The organism is Sphaerisporangium melleum (genome assembly GCF_014646695.1).
GTDB lineage: Bacteria > Actinomycetota > Actinomycetes > Streptosporangiales > Streptosporangiaceae > Sphaerisporangium > Sphaerisporangium melleum.
The window spans coordinates 170,536-186,472 of sequence record NZ_BMNT01000011.1; the positions used below are offsets into that span (position 1 = coordinate 170,536).

Sequence of the window (15,937 nt, forward strand, 5' to 3'; positions counted from 1 at the left end):
GGGGCCTTCGCCGGGCAGGCCGCCGGTGTCGCGCCAGCGACCTGCGACATCGCGTGCCGTGCCGGACGCCGGCATTGAATGGCGGCGACGGAGTGCCTGACGCCGGGCGGCGGCGACGAAAGGGGAAGTGGCGACGCCGAGGGGAAGCGTGGCGGGCGGCTCAGGCGGTCGGAGTGAAGGCCTGTGTGACCGTGGCCTGCGGCCGGAACGCGAGGTCGCGCTCGGCTTGACGCATCTCGGTGAGGAGGTCCTGCGCGGTGCGCGCCTCCACGACCAGCGGCTCCGGAGTCGGGTACAGCGCCAGCGCGTAGAAGCGGCGGCTCCACGGCCCGTACATGATCGTCCAGCCCGGCTCCATCCGGTCCAGCAGGACGGCGGCGGCCCGGTCGGCGAGGTCGGGTTCACGGCTTTCGCCGGGTTCGACCGCGATGTACGGCCGCCCGAGGGCGTGCCGGCCGATCCGCTTGTCGCGACCGCGCCCAAGGGGGCGCCACAGACGTCTAGGGTTCATCACAGGTCAGGACCCTTCTTCCTGATCAGGGACTCGCATGGCGCTGCGATCGCCAGCGGGTCCCGCCATTTCACGGCTACGGGCTGTAGCAGTTCCATCGTGAACAGTGATCAGAGGCGAGGGAATGGCGACGGCGTGGTCAGGCGTGGTCCCGTCCGGTAGCGCAAGCGCTGAGTGCATGCTCTGAGTAATCACATGATAACTTTCCGCCATGCCTGCCATGGTCGCGAGGGGTGTTATGAGCGCAGTCGATCCGCACGCATCTCCCTGGCATCTGTTCGGTGCGGTGATGCGGCACTGCCGGGAGAGTAGGCAGAACCTCGGGCTGCGGCGGGCGGGGGAGATGATGTACACCGACTTCTCCAACCTCGCCAAGTGGGAGCGAGGCGAGCGCGTTCCTCCGGCGGACATGGTCACGCGTCTTGATCAGGTGTACGGGGCGCGCGGCATCCTGACCGCGTTGTACGCGACGCTGGAGCGGCTGGAGGCCGCCGAGTCGGCGCAGCGGAATGCGGGTAGATACCGGGAAAACTCCGCGTATTGCGATGGAGATGACGACATGGAGCGCCGTGCCGCCCTCCAGTTCCTCGCCGGCCTAGGCACCCTGGGCACTCTCGGGGTCATCGGCGAACCCTTGCGCCGGTCGCTGGACATCTCGCTCGGCCGGGAGCACCCCAGCCTCGAAGACTGGGACATCGCCTGCGCCGACCATCTGCATGCCCTGCGCACCCGTCCCCCGGCGCAGGTCGCCACCGACCTGATCATCGACCTGTTCGCGCTCCGCCGTCAGTTGGACGTAGCCACCCCCGCCGACCAGACCGAACTGCACCGCAGCATGGCCGTCCTCTCGTCCATCCACGCCAACGCCCTGACCCGCCTCGGCGACCACGGCGGAGCCATCCGCTGGGGCCGTACCGCGCGCCAAGCCGCCGACGCGTCCGGCGATCTGGGGCTGCGGCTGATGATTCGTGGAGAGGAAGCCGGGATCGGCCTGTACGGCACACGTGACCCGGAGACCGTTCTCGACATGGTGCATCGCGCCCAGCAGATCGCGGCAGAGCCCACCGTCGGTCTGTTGGCCACTGAGATCAAGGCCTTGTCCTTGCTGGGGCGGCACGACGAGGCGCTCACCAAGTTGCGCACTCTCAACACGGTCGCCGACAGAGGCGTCACCCCCGACCCGTACGGGTTCTGGAAACCAGATCAGATCCATTTCGCCGAAAGCTGGGTCTACGCCGCCGCCGGTCAGGAAGGGGCGGCAGATGCAGCTCGGGAGAAGGTGCTCGCACTCGCGCAGACCCTCCCGTACCGCACCAACGTTCAGCTCCACGGCGCACTCTGCACGGTAGTCCAGGGCGGCATCGATGATGGCATGCGCCAGGCGGCAGCAATTATGGATGCGCTCACGCCGGCCAACCGGGTCCGGCTCATCACCGAAACCGGCCACATCGTGCTTCGGGCGGTGCCGCAGGGCCAGCAGAATCGCTCTTCTGTCACGGAGTTCCGGAAGGTCCTAACCCTCGAACCTGTCCGAGGTGACTGACGAGACGAACCATTGGGGCGGCGCCGCTGGGCGGAGAGGTGAGGAGGCCATGGCCCGGGATGTCGCGCGGTTACCTACTTCCGCACCTCGTCCTCGAATTCCACTGTTCCTGTACATGGGGATACGGACATTCAGGGAGTAGTAGTCATATATTTCATGAGTTCTGCCGTCTGTGTATGAGTGGTTGCAGAATGTCCGATCTGCATGAGATTCTGACGCCTTGTGGCGACGGGGCAGACGGCGGAATTGGAGGCTGCGTTATCGCGGGTGATTCGGCTGGCCGATGAGCACGCCACGGCGCTGGATGCCCCGATGCGGTCCATGGCGGCCTCCGCCTGGGTGGGCGGGGGAGCGCCCGCTTTCTCCAAAGCCCTGAACGAGCAGCGTACGGCCATGCAACGCGCCTTCCAGGAAGCGGCCGAGCAGATCGCGGCCCGCATCCGGCAAGCGGGCGGCCAAGCACCTCAACTCCCACCGCTCTCCACCTCGGTGAATGTGATGACGGCAGCGCGGACCGGCTTCTCGGGCATGGACGTCGCCGCCATGGAGGGCCTGGTCACCTCGTTGCAGCGGGCCGGGCAGGAGTTACCCGAGGCAGGTCACCGGTTGTCAGCGGAGCTCTCGGCGTTATGCCTGCCCGCGTCCTCGGGCAAGGAGGTCGCCGGCGCCGGGGAGTGGTCGCAGGAGCAGGTGCGTGACCTGCGGCGTCGTCTGTCGATGATCCAGCAGGAACACGACTCGGGTCTGGCCTCCAAGGCGATGGCCGGCTTCGGACTCTTCGGCGGGTACGCCCCCGACCCCGGCGGAGTGAGCAAACTGACGGCCGCGGCCGGCAACGGCGACGCGGCAGCGCTCAAGGCCCTCGTCGCTCTCCAGAACACCGGCAAGGACGCGACACTCGCCAACCGGCTGAACGCCTGGTGGGCCCAACTGGGCAAGGCGGCTCAGGATCGTCTGATCAAGCAGTCCCCTCAGTTGGTCGGCAGCCTGAACGGCCTCCCCTCCGCCACCCGCGACCAGGCCAACCGCACCTACCTCGCAGCCGAAAAGACCTGGCTCAACTCCGAAATCGCCCGGCTATCCGGACAACTAAGCGACCATAGCCCGCCGGAACTGATGCTCCGGAAAGCCAAGATCGAGGAGCTGAAGCTGAAGCAGCGCCAGCTCGAGTCCATCGAGAAAGCCTTGGCACGCGGCGGTAAGAACGGGCTCCCTGAGACGTACCTCCTGCAGGTAGAACTCGGCGGTCTGGGCAAAACAGCCATCTCCTTCGGCAACCCCGATAAGGCCGACAACATCGTCGCCTACGTCCCTGGCACCGGCACCAAACTGGAGACGTTCGCCGGTGACGCCAAGCGCGCCTCCGACATGTGGGCACGGGCACATACCTTCGATCCCGACAAGAAGATCGCGTCGATCGCCTGGCTGGGCTACGCGGCTCCGCAGTGGGGAGACGCCGGTTTGACGCATACGCCAGGCACGCTCGGCGACGCTCGTGCCGGCGCTCCCTTGCTGGCCAGCTTCGCCGACGGCCTGCATGCCGCTCACCAGGCTGCTTCCAACACTCGATTCACCGTCCTTGGGCACAGCTACGGGTCCACGGTGACCGGGGTAGCCGCTCAGATGCGCCCGCAGTCCTTCGCGGACCAACTCATCTTCGTGGGGAGTCCCGGCGTCACGGCCATGCATGCGAAGGATCTCGGAGTCGGTTCGGTCTGGGTAGGCGAGGCCCCCAATGATCCCGTAGGGGATATCGGCTCCCTCGGCCGGATAAACCAGGCCCCCGACCCGGTCGGCGCCGTGCCGGCCCTCATCTCTGGAGTCCTATCCGGTGAGGGCCCCTTCGGCTCCGATCCAAGTCGCAGCGAGTTCCGCGCCAATCGCTTCTACGTCCCAGATTCCGGAGACTCTCTCCTCGGCTTCAAAGGCCACTCCAGCTATTGGGGGAAAGATGAAAGGAGCTGGGATCAAAGGTCAACGTCCTTGTGGAACATCGGGCGCCTGATCAACGGTCAATACGATGAATTGATCCCGTTCCCTGAGTTGTCCCCACAACTCGTGCCTTCGTCTGCTGCTGCACCGTCAACGGTGCCGCAGTCGAAGTTGATAGAGGAGCCGACATCTCAACGGTCACCTTTTTCTCGTCCTGCTGGAGAATAAATGCTACGGCTCCTCTCGATGATGGTTATCGTTGCCGCCCTGCTCGTGGGCTGTGGCAGTGTGCGGGGCAGCTTGGAGGAAACCAGGATGACCGAGGCTGAGGCGCTCGCTCGGGTTGAGCAACTTATCAATGGCACGGTTGCGGTGCTTGATCCGAAACCTCAGCTGGAGGTCGTTCCCACCAGCATGGAGAACAGCGAGTGTGGTTCGGATGGAGATGCAGAGGGACGCATCAGTGTCGGTCGTGAATATTACCTTCGTGGCATTCCGAAGGGACGGATCGACTCAGTGGCTCAGCAGGTGAAAAGGTACTGGGATCAGCAAGGCTATCGTGTCGAGGGCGTTTCGAAGAGTGGAAGAAGTATTACCGCTCGTTCGGCTCCGGATGACTTCTTTTTGGCATTGGGGGCTGCAGGTGACGATGCGCTGGTCATAGGAGCGTCGTCGACGTGTGTATTGCCAAATTGAAATCCTCAGTCCGGTAACTGATCTGACGGGTCTTCTTGCGCCTCCTTGCAGTGGTTCTCCGGCTAGAGCGATGATGTTCTGCTTGTGCTGTTCAATGCGCTTGCTGCGCCTGCATAGCGGTGCTCGAGGGTTTGAGCCGCAGGAAGTCTGTCCCTTTCATGCGGACCGGGGCAGCGGGTCGCTGATGATCAGTGCGGGCCTTGCTCCTTCTGCCCAGTTGAGCGGAAAGCCTTGTCCTGACATGAGGTCGACGGCCGCCATCATGGCCGCGAGGTCGAAAGGGATACTTGATGCTTGGCACTCTTGGTAGACCGCTTCGACCTCGGTCAGAGCCGGCTCGAGAATTTGTGGTTTGGGGGCATGGTGGCCGGCGAAACCCTTCCAGGTGAAGACGATGCCACCGGTTTCGGCGTAGCTGAAATGGCTTGCGTAGAGGGAGCCGGTCCAGGTGACGTTCCAGGAGCAGCCTGCCAAGCTGAGAGATCTCAGGATCGGAGACTCTCCGATGTAGGAGCCCGGCGACTGAAAAAGGAAGAACCCATCGTTCGCCATCTCGAAGAAGACCACGGCCTCCTGTTCGTACCCCAGAGGTCCTTCCGCGATGTCGAGTTCTTGGACGGTGAAGTCGCCGCTGCGCGACAGGAGGCCCGCGACATCGGCGATAGCGGGAAGCGTTCCCGTTGGCCGGGACACGGTCCAGCACAACGAATTCTCCTCCAGCCATGGAGCAGAATCCAGAAACCGTCGGTAGTGCTCGATCGTGGAGATCAATGCTGACTCTTTTGCTGGACGTTCACCTGGGGCAACCTGCCAGCTGCCCCACGTTGTGTCACCTAGCGGGGTTAGTGGGGACCCGCAGAGAGTCTCTCGTAAGTCGGATCGTTGTACCGCTCTTTTGGGCGATTGAAGAGTGGGGTCAGACGGAGGCTAGGTGGCGGTTGTGGCGGGTCAGCCAGTCTTGGTCCCAGTCGAGTTGCTTGCGGAGGCGGACGGTGGTGCCGCTGCCGGGGGTGATGTCGAAGGAGATCTCGTCGACCACCGACTGCATGATGAGGATGCCGCGTCCGTGCTCGGCGTCGCCGGAGGGGTACTGCCGGGGGATGGCGCCGAGGCCGAGGCCGTTGTCGACGACGCGGAGCTCGCAGTGGCCTTCGCCGATGGCGGCCTGGACGGCGTAGCGCTTGGCCGGGCCGCCGTGGCGGATGGCGTTGGCGCAGGCCTCGGAGGTCGCGAGCAGGACGTCCGAGACGCAGTCTTCGGTCACGCCGATGCAGCGGAGGGTGTCACCCAGAACCCGCCGGACCATGGGGATGCCGATGGCGTCCCTGGGCAAGGCCAACGAGAACTCAATATCCACCGGGCTCCTCCGTGGCGCCGAAAGTCACGTTGGGGAGGTTCCCCCGGCAAGTAGGCCTAACCGCAGAATCACGCTGTTGTTATTAGGTGTTGGTCAGACGCTTGCTTTCCGGTCCGACGAACGTTCCCTTTTGCCGGGTTTGTGGTGACTTTGTCGGGCCGCTGGGAGCCTTACTGGTCCTCGACCCGTACCGAGAAGTCCTCGATGACGGTGTTGGCGAGGAGGGTCTCGGCCATCTTGCGGACCTGCGCCAGGGCGGTCTCGTCGGCCGGGCCGTCGATCTCCACCTCGAAGCGCTTGCCCTGTCGTACCTCGCTGACCCCGGAGAAGCCGAGCCGCGGGAGCGCCCGGGCGATCGCCTGCCCCTGCGGATCGAGGATCTCCGGCTTGAGCATGACGTCGACGATGACGCGTGCCACGTGTTCCTCCTGTTCGTGCCGCCGGCCCCTCCGGCGGGGCCGGCCAGGTCCGGCGCCACCAGACTAACGGGGGGTGACCGGTCGGCCGTCCTCCGCCCCGGGCATGTCCGTAAAGGGCGGGTCCCCGTACTCCAGGGGTGGGCCCGGTGCAGGGAGAACACTCGACCGCAGGGGCTCGATCGGCCAGGTGCGCGTTCGTGCCGGACACCCGCGCACCGGTGGGGTGAACCGGGACCGTGAGTGCGCCTTCAGGAGCCGGCCGGCTGGGTGCGCTAGCGTCCGGACACCGCACGCCGGTGGACCGGTGGTACGCGTTCTGGAGGCATTGAGCGGCCGGGTGTGCTTGCATCCTGTCCCTGCACACCGGGGGTGGGCCGGGTGTGCGGAAGGGTGCATCGGGAACGGGAGAAGAGTGGGAGACGGGATGGCCGGGCTTGCGCAACGGCCTGTGCCGTCTGCCACGATGTCCCCAAACGCGGCCGTACCACCACCATCAGGTGCGGACGCGGGTCGACCGCCGGACGTCGGTGGTGATCCCATCAGCCCCGGCCCTGAACGCACGAGGAGCGGCACGTGACATTCGACGCCTCAGGTGGTGCTGACGCACCCCCCGAGCTCGTTCAGCTTCTCACCCCCGAAGGTGAGCGCGTCGAGCATCCCGTCTACGACATCGACCTCACGCCCGAAGAGGTACGCGGCCTCTACCGCGACCTCGTGCTCGTTCGGCGCGTCGACATGGAGGCCGTGGCGCTGCAGCGGCAGGGTGAGCTCGGCCTGTGGGCCTCGCTGCTCGGCCAGGAAGCCGCCCAGATCGGGTCGGGCCGGGCGCTGACCGACGCCGACATGGCCTTCCCGACCTACCGCGAGCACGGTGTGGCGTGGTGCCGCGGGGTGGACCCGGTGAACCTGCTCGGGCTGTTCCGTGGCGTCAACCACGGTGGCTGGGACCCCGCCGAGCACAACTTCCACCTGTACACGATCGTCATCGGCAGCCAGACGCTGCACGCCGTCGGCTACGCGATGGGCATCCAGCGCGACGGGGCCGACGCCGCGTCGATCGTCTACTTCGGCGACGGCGCCACCTCCCAGGGCGACGTCAACGAGTCGTTCATCTGGGCGTCGGTCTTCAACGCCCCGGTCGTGTTCTTCTGCCAGAACAACCAGTGGGCCATCTCCGAGCCGCTGGAGAAGCAGTCGCGCATCCCGCTGTACCAAAGGGCGAGCGGGTTCGGCTTCCCCGGGGTACGCGTGGACGGCAATGACGTCTTCGCCTGCCTCGCCGTCACCCGGCAGGCCCTGAAGAACGCCCGGGAGGGCCAGGGCCCGATGCTGATCGAGGCGTTCACCTACCGCATGGGCGCGCACACCACCTCCGACGACCCCACGCGCTATCGCGTCGCCGGCGAGCTGGAGGCGTGGAAGCTCAAGGACCCGATCGAGCGGGTCAAGGCGTACCTGTTCAAGAACCAGTTCGCCGACCAGGACTTCTTCGACGCGATCGACGCCGAGGCGGTCGACCTCGGCCGGGACATGCGCAAACGCTGTCTGGAGATGCCCGACCCGCACCCGTTGGAGATCTTCGAGCACGTGTACGCCGAACCGCACGCGCTGCTGGCCGAGGAACGCGAGCAGTACGCCGCCTACCTCGCGAGCTTCGAGGGGAGCGAGCGATGACCGGCACGCTCACTCTCGCCAAGGCGATCAACGAGGGCCTGCGCACCGCCATGGAGGACGACCCCAAGGTCCTCATCATGGGCGAGGACGTCGGCAAGCTCGGCGGCGTCTTCCGGGTCACCGACGGCCTGCAGAAGGACTTCGGTGAGAGCCGGGTCATCGACACCCCGCTCGCCGAGTCCGGCATCATCGGCACCGCCATCGGGCTCGCGCTGCGCGGCTACCGGCCGGTGTGCGAGATCCAGTTCGACGGGTTCGTGTTCCCGGCGGCCGACCAGATCATCACGCAGCTCGCCAAGATGCCGCTGCGTTCCCTCGGCACGATCAAGCTGCCGATCGTCGTGCGCATCCCCTGCGGCGGCGGCATCGGCGCGGTCGAGCACCACAGCGAGTCCCCCGAGGCGTACTTCACCCACACCAGCGGACTGCGCGTGGTGGCCTGCTCCAACCCGGTGGACGGGTACCACATGATCCAGCAGGCCATCCGGTGCGACGACCCGGTCATCTTCTTCGAGCCCAAGCGGCGCTACTGGGACAAGACCGAAGTGGACCGGAGCGCGACCCCGCTGGGGTTCGACCGTGCCCAGATCGTCCGCCCGGGCACCGATGTGACCGTGCTGTCCTATGGGCCGATGGTGAAGACGGTCGTGCAGGCCGCCGTCGCCGCCGAGGAGGAGGGCCGCTCGCTGGAGGTCATCGACCTGCGCTCGCTCAACCCCCTGGACACCGGGCTGATCTTCGACTCGGTGCGGCGCACCGGGCGGTGCGTCGTCGCGCACGAGGCGCCGGTCTTCTCCGGGCTCGGCGGCGAGCTGGCCGCGCGGGTCACCGAGGCGTGCTTCTACAGTCTGGAGGCGCCCGTGCTGCGGGTGGGCGGCTTCTCCACGCCGTACCCGCCGTCCCGGCTGGAGGACGACTATCTGCCCGATCTGGACAGGGTGCTGGACGCCGTCGACCGTACGTTCGCCTTCTAGGAGGAGCTGACCGTGCTTCGTGAGTTCAAGCTCCCCGACGTCGGTGAAGGCCTGACCGAGGCCGAGATCGTCAAGTGGCACGTCGCCGCCGGCGACAAGGTCGAGATCAACCAGACGATCGTGGAGATCGAGACGGCCAAGGCCGTCGTCGAGCTGCCCTGCCCGTTCGAAGGGGTGGTCAGCGCGCTGATGGCCGCCGAGGGCGAGACGGTGGACGTCGGCAACCCGATCATCGCGGTCGAGGACGGCGAGGGCGGTTCGGGTGCCGCAGGTGGTGCGGCCACCGGTGCCCCGGCCGTCTCGGGGCCCGGCGTTCCCGCCGCTCCGGCGGCGGGCGGCCCGGTGCCGCGCTCGGCGGCCCTGGCCGACGACCTGGTGCCCACGCCGCCCGCGGGCGGCGGTGGTACGCCGGCCCGGCAGCCGGTTTTGGTCGGGTACGGGGTGAAGCCGGGCGCCACCGCCCGCCGGCCCCGCAAGACCACCGCGCCCTCGTCCCCGGCCGTCCCGGCCCAGCCCTCTCCGGTTGGTCCGACCGCGCAGGTCCAGGCCCGGCCGTCCGCGGCCTCCCAGGCTCCCACCCAAGCGGCCCCGGTGGCGCGCCCGGCCGCTCCGGCGCGGGTCGCGGTGCTGGCCAAGCCCCCGGTGCGCAAGCTCGCCCGGGACCTCGGCGTGGACCTCACCACCGTCACCGGCACCGGGCCGAGCGGTTCGATCACGCGGGACGACGTGCACGCCGTCGCCGGGGCCGTCGCCCCGGCGGGGGCGGCGGTCCCCGCGCCCGCCGGGTACGCCGTCCCGGCCGGGGCCGAGCGGGAGGAACGCATCCCGGTCAAGGGCGTGCGCAAGGCCACGGCGGCGGCGATGGTCGCCTCGGCCTTCACCGCCCCGCACGTGACCGAGTGGCTCCAGGTGGACGTGACCGCCACCATGGACGCGGTGCGCCGGCTGCGCGAGCTGCCGGACTTCGCCGAGGTCAAGGTCTCGCCGCTGCTGCTGGTCGCCAAGGCGCTGCTCACGGCCGTCCGGCGGTATCCGATGGTCAACTCCTCCTGGACGGGGGAGGAGATCGTGGTGAAGCGGTACGTGAACCTCGGCATCGCGGCGGCCACCCCGCGCGGCCTCATCGTGCCGAACGTCAAGGAGGCGCAGGCGCTCTCGCTGCCCGAGCTGGCCAGGGCACTGGGTGAGCTGACCGAGAAGGCCCGGACCGGCCGCTGCACCCCCGCCGACCTGACCGGGGGCACCATCACGGTCACGAACGTGGGGGTGTTCGGCGTGGACGCCGGCACGCCCATCCTCAACCCGGGCGAGTCGGCGATCCTGGCGTTCGGCCAGGTGCGCGACCTGCCGTGGGTGGTGGACGGGCAGATCGTGCCACGCAAGGTCACCACGCTCGCGCTGTCGTTCGACCACCGCGTCGTCGACGGCGAGCTCGGCTCCTACGTCCTGCGCGACGTCGGTGCCATGCTGCAGGACCCGCTGCGCATGCTCGCCTGGAGCTGACCAGAAGACCGGAAACGGGCCGGAGAGGGATATCCCTTTTCGGCCCTTTCTGTACCCTTTTGGGGTTCGCCGTGCCTGAATTTCGTGGTGTTCTCGTAGTCCGGAAGCGACCGGAAGAACGGTGCAAGTCGCGGGTCGATTATGCAAGTCGATTGCAAGGTGGGCTGCTAGCTTCGTCATCGCATGTACGACAAATCCCCCGAACTACCAGGGGATGGGGCTTCGCCGCCGCGTGCGGTGGAAGGGAACACGAGATGTCGAAGATCAGCTTGGAGGACCTCGCCTTCGAGGGCCCGGAGCTTTCGGACGCCGAGCTCGGCGAGGTGGCCGGTGGCCGGATGGTCGTGAGCTGGTACCTCAAGGGCAAGCCCGCCGAATGGGTGAACAAGTGATCAAAGGCCGGTCCTGCCGGTCCTGACGATAACGGTGGTGGGCGCGACGCGTTCCGCCCACCACCGGTGCAGCAGCATTCACGGTCGGCCGCCCTCCCGGTGGCCGGCCCGTCGTCTTTCCAACGCCACATCCACGATTTCCGCGCCACACCCACGACGGGGCTGCCGTGATCCTCATACTCAGCGACCTGCGCGACGACACCGTCGAAATGGTGCTCCCCAAGCTCAAGCGCCTCGGCGTGCCGGTCACCTGGTGGGACAGTGGCGACTACCCCGCCAGGAGCCGCATCACCCTCGCCCTCGGCGCGGACGGCGCGCGCCGGCTCATGCTGCACACCGCGACCGGGACGCTCGACCTGTCCACGGTGACGGCGGTGTGGCGCCGGCGCCCCACCGGCCCCACGCCCGCCGCGCACGTGTCGGAGCCGACCCATCGCACGCATGTCGACTGGCAGGCGCAATTCCTGCTGGACGGCGCGTGGGACCTCATCCCGGCCCGGTGGCTGCCCTCGCGGCGCGAGCCCGAGCGCCGGGCGCACAACAAGATCATCAATCTGGCGCGGGCGGCGAGCCTGGGCTTCGCGGTACCGGAGACGGTGTTCACCAACGACCCGGCCGAGCTGGTGCCGGCGTACGAGCGCGCGGGAGGCCGGCTGGTCGCCAAGCAGATCAATTCCGACTCCTTCACCGTGGACGGCGCCGACCACCGGACGTACACGACCGTGCTCACCCGGCGGCACCTCACCTCGCGGCACCTGCTCCAGCACGAGCCGGTCATCCTGCAGCCGTACGTGCCGAAGGCCGTGGAACTGCGGGTGATCGTCGTCGGGGACCGGGTGTTCGCCGCCGAGATCGACGCGCAGGCGTCCCGCACGGCGCGAGAGGACTGGCGGCACTACGACGACGACCGGGTCCGCTACGCCGCGCACGAGCTGCCCGAGGACGTGCGGCGGCGCTGCGCCGAGCTGGTCGCGTCCTTCGAGCTCACCTACGGGGCGATCGACCTCATCCGCACGCCGCGGGGTGAGTACGTCTTCCTGGAGATCAACCCGAACGGGGCCTGGGCGTTCGTCGAGATGCGCACCGGCCTGCCGATCAGTGACGCCATCGCCGAATGGCTGGCCCGAGGAGCGCGCGATGAGTGAATCCCCGTCCCCAGGAACCCGCGGTTCAGGCAAGCTCTTCCTGGTCGCGGCACCGCGTGACCTCTGGCCGCAGGGCCCGTCACCCAGGTGGAACGATGTCCGGTGACTTCGGCGCCACGCTGGCAGCGGGCGTGGCACTGCTGCGCAGCCTGCCGCGCAGGCGCGACCAGGTGGAGTGGGCGCGCAAGGAGGCGGCCGAGTGGGGGGCCGAGCACCCCGCCGTCGCCGCCCAGCTGGTCGTCGACGAGCGGCCGGGCACGCCCGTGGTCGATTACGACCTGCTGCTCACCCATCCGGACGGCGGCACGGTGGCGCTCACCGCGCCGGCCGACGAGGGGGTGCCGTGGCTGATCGAGCACTCGACCCACTGGGCGGCCGGCCAGCTCGTCAGCGTGGACGAGGTCCACCTGTCGGTGGCGCAGGCGCTCACCATGCTGCGTTCCCTCTCCAACCGGGACTCAACGCCGCACGACGAGATCGTCGACCAGTGCGTGATCCTCAACGAGGTCCTGTCCGACGACGAGCCGCTCACGACCGAGGATCTCCAGGCGGCGGCGGACGAGTTCCGCAGGGGACGGGGCCTGTACGACCGCGCGGCCACCCTCGCGTGGATGGAGCGCGTGGGCATGTCCCCCGCGCGGTTCGAGGAGTACATCGGCGGCGTCGCCCGCCGGCGCAGGTTCCGGCGGCGCAAGGAGGCCGAGCTCGCCTCCGGGTATCTCGCCGCGCACCGCTCCCGGTTCGACCGGGTACGGGCGGTCTGGTGGGCCGGTCCGGAGCGCCGGATGGCCGCCAGCCCGGCGGAACTGCTGGCCGTGCCGTCCGAGGTGACGGGGGAGATCCAGGTGACCATCGGTGAGCGGTGGGCCGGTGACCTGCCCGAGCCGCTCCGCGACGCCGCGCCCGGCACCGTCGTGGGCCCCGTCGAGCGGGAGGGCCGGTTCCTCACCGGCGCCGTCCTGGACCGCCGTCCGGCAAAGGACGACGCCGAGACGCTGGCCGCCGCCGGGCGCGCCGCGTTCGCGGACTGGCTCACCGAACGGCGCAGGCGCGCGTCGGTCGAATGGCATTGGCTGTGAGCCGGCCGATCTACCGCGAGGAGGCGCTGCGCCGCTACCGCGTGCGGGAGCGGCAGGGTGACCGGCCGCTGGTCGTGCCCAAGATGTGGTTCGCCGCGCTGTGGGCGCTGGTCGCCGTACTGGGCGCCGCCGCGGCTGCCCTGACTCTGATCCAGGTGCCGCACCTGGTGACCGTCCCGGCGACGGTCACCGGATATCGGACCGGGAGCGTGGACGTCATCGCCCACCTCCCCTGGGACCGGCCGGCGCCCCGCGCCGGCGCGGAGGCGACCGTACGGCTGGCGGGCCCGGCGCGGCCGCTCGCCTGCCAGGTCAGCCGCCCCGGCGCCGCCGGTGCCGGGCGGCTCAAGGCGGCCCCGGGTACCGTCAAACCGGCCAGGCTCGCCGTGCTGTCCTGCCGGGTCACCGGAGTCGAGCCTCGCGAGCTGCTGCGCCGCTCCGGCGAGGCCGTGGTCCCCACCGGGACCGTCGCGGCCGGAACCCAGATGTTCGGCGACGGCTCGTGAGGCGACGGCTCGTGAGGCGAAGGAGAGGCGCCTCGTGAGACGGCGCGTGCCGGTCGTCCTGCAGAACTCGGCCACCGAATGCGGAGCCGCGACCCTGGCCATGATCCTGTCCTACCACGGGCACCGGATCTCCCTCCACGAGCTGACCGACCGGCTCCAGGTCGGCAGGGACGGCCTGACCGGGCTCGCCATCGTGTCCGGAGCCCGCGAGTCCGGGCTGAACGCCAAGGCGTTCTCCCTGGAACCCGCCGACCTCGCCCGCATCCCCATGCCGGCCGTCGTCCACTGGGAGTTCAACCACTTCGTGGTGGTGGAACGCTGGACGCCCGAGCGGGTGGACGTCGTCGACCCCGCGTACGGGCGGCGCAGGCTCCCCGCCGGGGAGTTCAACGAGGGCTTCACCGGCGTGGTGCTGGCGTTCGAGCCGGGCCCGGCGTTCCGGCGGGGAAGCTCCAGTGCGGCGAGCACCTGGCGGCGCCAGTTCCTGCGAACACTCCTGCTGCGCCGGCGGGGCCTGCTGGCCCAGGTGCTGCTCGCCTCCGTCGTCCTGCAACTGCTCGGGCTGGCGCTCCCGCTGTTCTCCCAGGTGCTGGTCGACCAGGTGCTGCCGATGGGCGCCGAGACCCTGCTCACCGTGATCGGCGGCGGGCTGCTGCTGGCCACGCTGACGCAGTTCGTGGTGGGGGCGCTGCGCGCGGTCCTGCTGGTGTCGGTGCGGGCGAGCGCCGACGCCGAGCTGACCAGGGGCGTGATCTCCCACCTGATCGCACTGCCGTTCCGCTATTTCGCGGTACGCGGCACCGGAGACCTGGTGACCCGGGCGGGCAGCGTCGCCGTGCTGCGGGACATGCTCACCGGGCAGATCCTGTCGGCCCTGCTCGACGGGCCGCTCGCCATCGGATACCTCGCCCTGATCTTCGTACGGGACCCGTTGTTCGGCGCGTGCCTAATCGGCATCGCCCTGGTGCAGACCGGCCTGCTGCTCGCGACCACCCGCCGGGTCAACCACCTGGCGCAGCAGGAGCTGACGGCGTTCTCGGCGACGCAGAGCAACCTGATCCAGGCCATCAACGGCATCGAGACCCTGAAGGCGTCCGGGGCGGAGCGGCACGCGGTCGAACAGTGGTCCAGGAACTTCACCACCCAGCTCAACGCCGACGTGCGCGGCGGGATCACCCAGGGCCTGCTGGAGGCGGCGCTCGGCGCCATCAGGGTGCTCGCCCCGCTCGGCCTGCTGTGGATCGGGGCGTGGCGGGTGCTGGACGGGCAGTTCACCCTCGGGACGCTGCTCGCGCTCAACGCCATCGCCGTCGCCGCGCTCACCCCGCTGTCGTCGCTGATGTCCAGCCTGCAGAGCCTTCAGCAGGCGGGCGCGCACTTCGACCGGCTCTCCGACATCCTCGCCTCCGAGCCCGAGCCGTCCGAGGGCATCGAGGTGCTGCGCCTGCGCGGAGCCGTCGAGTTGCGCGAGGTCGGATTCCGGTACGACCCGAGGGCGCCCTGGACCCTGCGCGACATCTCGGTGCACATCGCGCCGGGGCAGAAGGTCGCGCTCGTCGGTGCGTCCGGGTCGGGGAAGAGCACGCTTGCCCGGCTGCTGCTGGCCCTGCACAGTCCGACGACCGGCGAGATCCGCTTCGACGGGGTGCCGGTGGGCGAGCTGAACCTGCGCACGCTGCGGCGGCAGTTCGGCGTGGTCACCCAGGACCCCTCGCTGTTCACCGGCACGATCAGGGAGAACATCGCCCTGAACGATCCGGACGCGTCCTTCGCCCGGGTCGTCGAGGCGGCGCGCCTGGCGCGGCTGGACGAGGAGGTCCGCGCGATGCCCATGGGCTACGAGACCATGCTGACCGAGGGCGCCGGTCTGTCCGGCGGTCAGCGGCAACGCCTGGCGCTCGCCCGCGCCCTGCTGTCCCGGCCGAAGATCCTGCTGCTGGACGAGGCCACCAGCAATCTCGACAGCGAGAGCGAGGCGGCGATCGAGGACCACCTCGCCCGGCTCACGCAGACCAGGATCGTCATCGCCCACCGGCTCAGCACGATCAGGGACGCCGACCTCATCCTCGTCGTGGACGGCGGCCGGATCGTCGAGCGTGGCACCCACCGGGAGCTGATGTCCCTCGGGGGCCGGTACGCCGCCCTGGTAGCCGCCCAGACCGCTGATATCGCCACCACACCTCACCCGGGCACGGCCGTAACGACC

At 68.8% G+C, this 15,937-nt stretch carries 15 protein-coding genes; 11 read left to right on the top strand and 4 right to left on the bottom strand.

The window, feature by feature from the left end:
• Positions 1-160: 160 nt before the first annotated feature.
• Complete coding sequence (locus tag IEY93_RS12105) at positions 161-511, bottom strand: hypothetical protein (RefSeq protein ID WP_189163093.1); 351 nt, start codon at positions 509-511, stop codon at positions 161-163.
• Between the two features lie 238 nt (positions 512-749).
• Between IEY93_RS12105 and IEY93_RS12110 the strand changes: the two genes are divergently transcribed.
• The 3 genes from IEY93_RS12110 to IEY93_RS12120 all read left to right on the top strand — a co-directional run bounded on the left by IEY93_RS12110 (position 750) and on the right by IEY93_RS12120 (position 4,682).
• Positions 750-2,054, top strand: coding sequence for a helix-turn-helix domain-containing protein (locus IEY93_RS12110; protein ID WP_189163094.1), 1,305 nt, complete (start codon positions 750-752; stop codon positions 2,052-2,054).
• A 222-nt stretch (positions 2,055-2,276) separates the two neighbouring features.
• The gene (locus IEY93_RS12115) at positions 2,277-4,214 is read left to right on the top strand and encodes an alpha/beta hydrolase (protein WP_229691064.1); all 1,938 of its coding nucleotides are present in this window, start codon (positions 2,277-2,279) and stop codon (positions 4,212-4,214) included.
• 87 nt (positions 4,215-4,301) lie between these two features.
• Positions 4,302-4,682 carry a hypothetical protein gene (locus IEY93_RS12120; protein ID WP_203968563.1) on the top strand — a complete coding sequence of 127 codons (381 nt, stop codon included), beginning with the start codon at positions 4,302-4,304 and terminating at the stop codon, positions 4,680-4,682.
• A 156-nt stretch (positions 4,683-4,838) separates the two neighbouring features.
• Here IEY93_RS12120 and IEY93_RS12125 read toward each other — a convergent pair whose 3' ends face one another.
• The 3 genes from IEY93_RS12125 to purS all read right to left on the bottom strand — a co-directional run bounded on the left by IEY93_RS12125 (position 4,839) and on the right by purS (position 6,458).
• The gene (locus IEY93_RS12125) at positions 4,839-5,453 is read right to left on the bottom strand and encodes a hypothetical protein (RefSeq protein WP_189163096.1); all 615 of its coding nucleotides are present in this window, start codon (positions 5,451-5,453) and stop codon (positions 4,839-4,841) included.
• A gap of 145 nt (positions 5,454-5,598) precedes the next feature.
• The gene (locus IEY93_RS12130) at positions 5,599-6,021 is read right to left on the bottom strand and encodes an ATP-binding protein (RefSeq protein WP_229691065.1); all 423 of its coding nucleotides are present in this window, start codon (positions 6,019-6,021) and stop codon (positions 5,599-5,601) included.
• 188 nt (positions 6,022-6,209) lie between these two features.
• Positions 6,210-6,458: a phosphoribosylformylglycinamidine synthase subunit PurS gene (gene purS, locus IEY93_RS12135; protein WP_189163098.1), complete on the bottom strand. Its 249-nt coding sequence runs from the start codon at positions 6,456-6,458 to the stop codon at positions 6,210-6,212.
• 573 nt (positions 6,459-7,031) lie between these two features.
• Between purS and pdhA the strand changes: the two genes are divergently transcribed.
• From pdhA to IEY93_RS12175, 8 genes are all read left to right on the top strand, one after another.
• The gene (gene pdhA, locus IEY93_RS12140; protein ID WP_189163099.1) at positions 7,032-8,132 is read left to right on the top strand and encodes a pyruvate dehydrogenase (acetyl-transferring) E1 component subunit alpha; all 1,101 of its coding nucleotides are present in this window, start codon (positions 7,032-7,034) and stop codon (positions 8,130-8,132) included.
• Complete coding sequence (locus tag IEY93_RS12145) at positions 8,129-9,106, top strand: alpha-ketoacid dehydrogenase subunit beta (protein ID WP_189163100.1); 978 nt, start codon at positions 8,129-8,131, stop codon at positions 9,104-9,106. Before pdhA ends, IEY93_RS12145 begins: the two co-directional genes overlap by 4 nt.
• Before the next feature lie 12 nt (positions 9,107-9,118).
• Positions 9,119-10,609, top strand: coding sequence for a dihydrolipoamide acetyltransferase family protein (locus tag IEY93_RS12150; protein WP_189163101.1), 1,491 nt, complete (start codon positions 9,119-9,121; stop codon positions 10,607-10,609).
• A gap of 254 nt (positions 10,610-10,863) precedes the next feature.
• Positions 10,864-11,001, top strand: coding sequence for a putative ATP-grasp target RiPP (locus IEY93_RS12155; RefSeq protein ID WP_189163102.1), 138 nt, complete (start codon positions 10,864-10,866; stop codon positions 10,999-11,001).
• 167 nt (positions 11,002-11,168) lie between these two features.
• Positions 11,169-12,146 (top strand): MvdC/MvdD family ATP grasp protein, encoded by a 978-nt coding sequence (locus IEY93_RS12160; protein ID WP_189163103.1) that lies wholly within the window; start codon positions 11,169-11,171, stop codon positions 12,144-12,146.
• 95 nt (positions 12,147-12,241) lie between these two features.
• The gene (locus tag IEY93_RS12165) at positions 12,242-13,225 is read left to right on the top strand and encodes a TIGR04500 family putative peptide maturation system protein (protein WP_189163104.1); all 984 of its coding nucleotides are present in this window, start codon (positions 12,242-12,244) and stop codon (positions 13,223-13,225) included.
• Complete coding sequence (locus IEY93_RS12170) at positions 13,222-13,731, top strand: hypothetical protein (protein WP_229691066.1); 510 nt, start codon at positions 13,222-13,224, stop codon at positions 13,729-13,731. Before IEY93_RS12165 ends, IEY93_RS12170 begins: the two co-directional genes overlap by 4 nt.
• Positions 13,732-13,765: 34 nt before the next feature.
• Positions 13,766-15,937, top strand: a 2,172-nt coding sequence (locus tag IEY93_RS12175) for a peptidase domain-containing ABC transporter (protein ID WP_189163106.1), incomplete at its 3' end; no start/stop codon positions are given.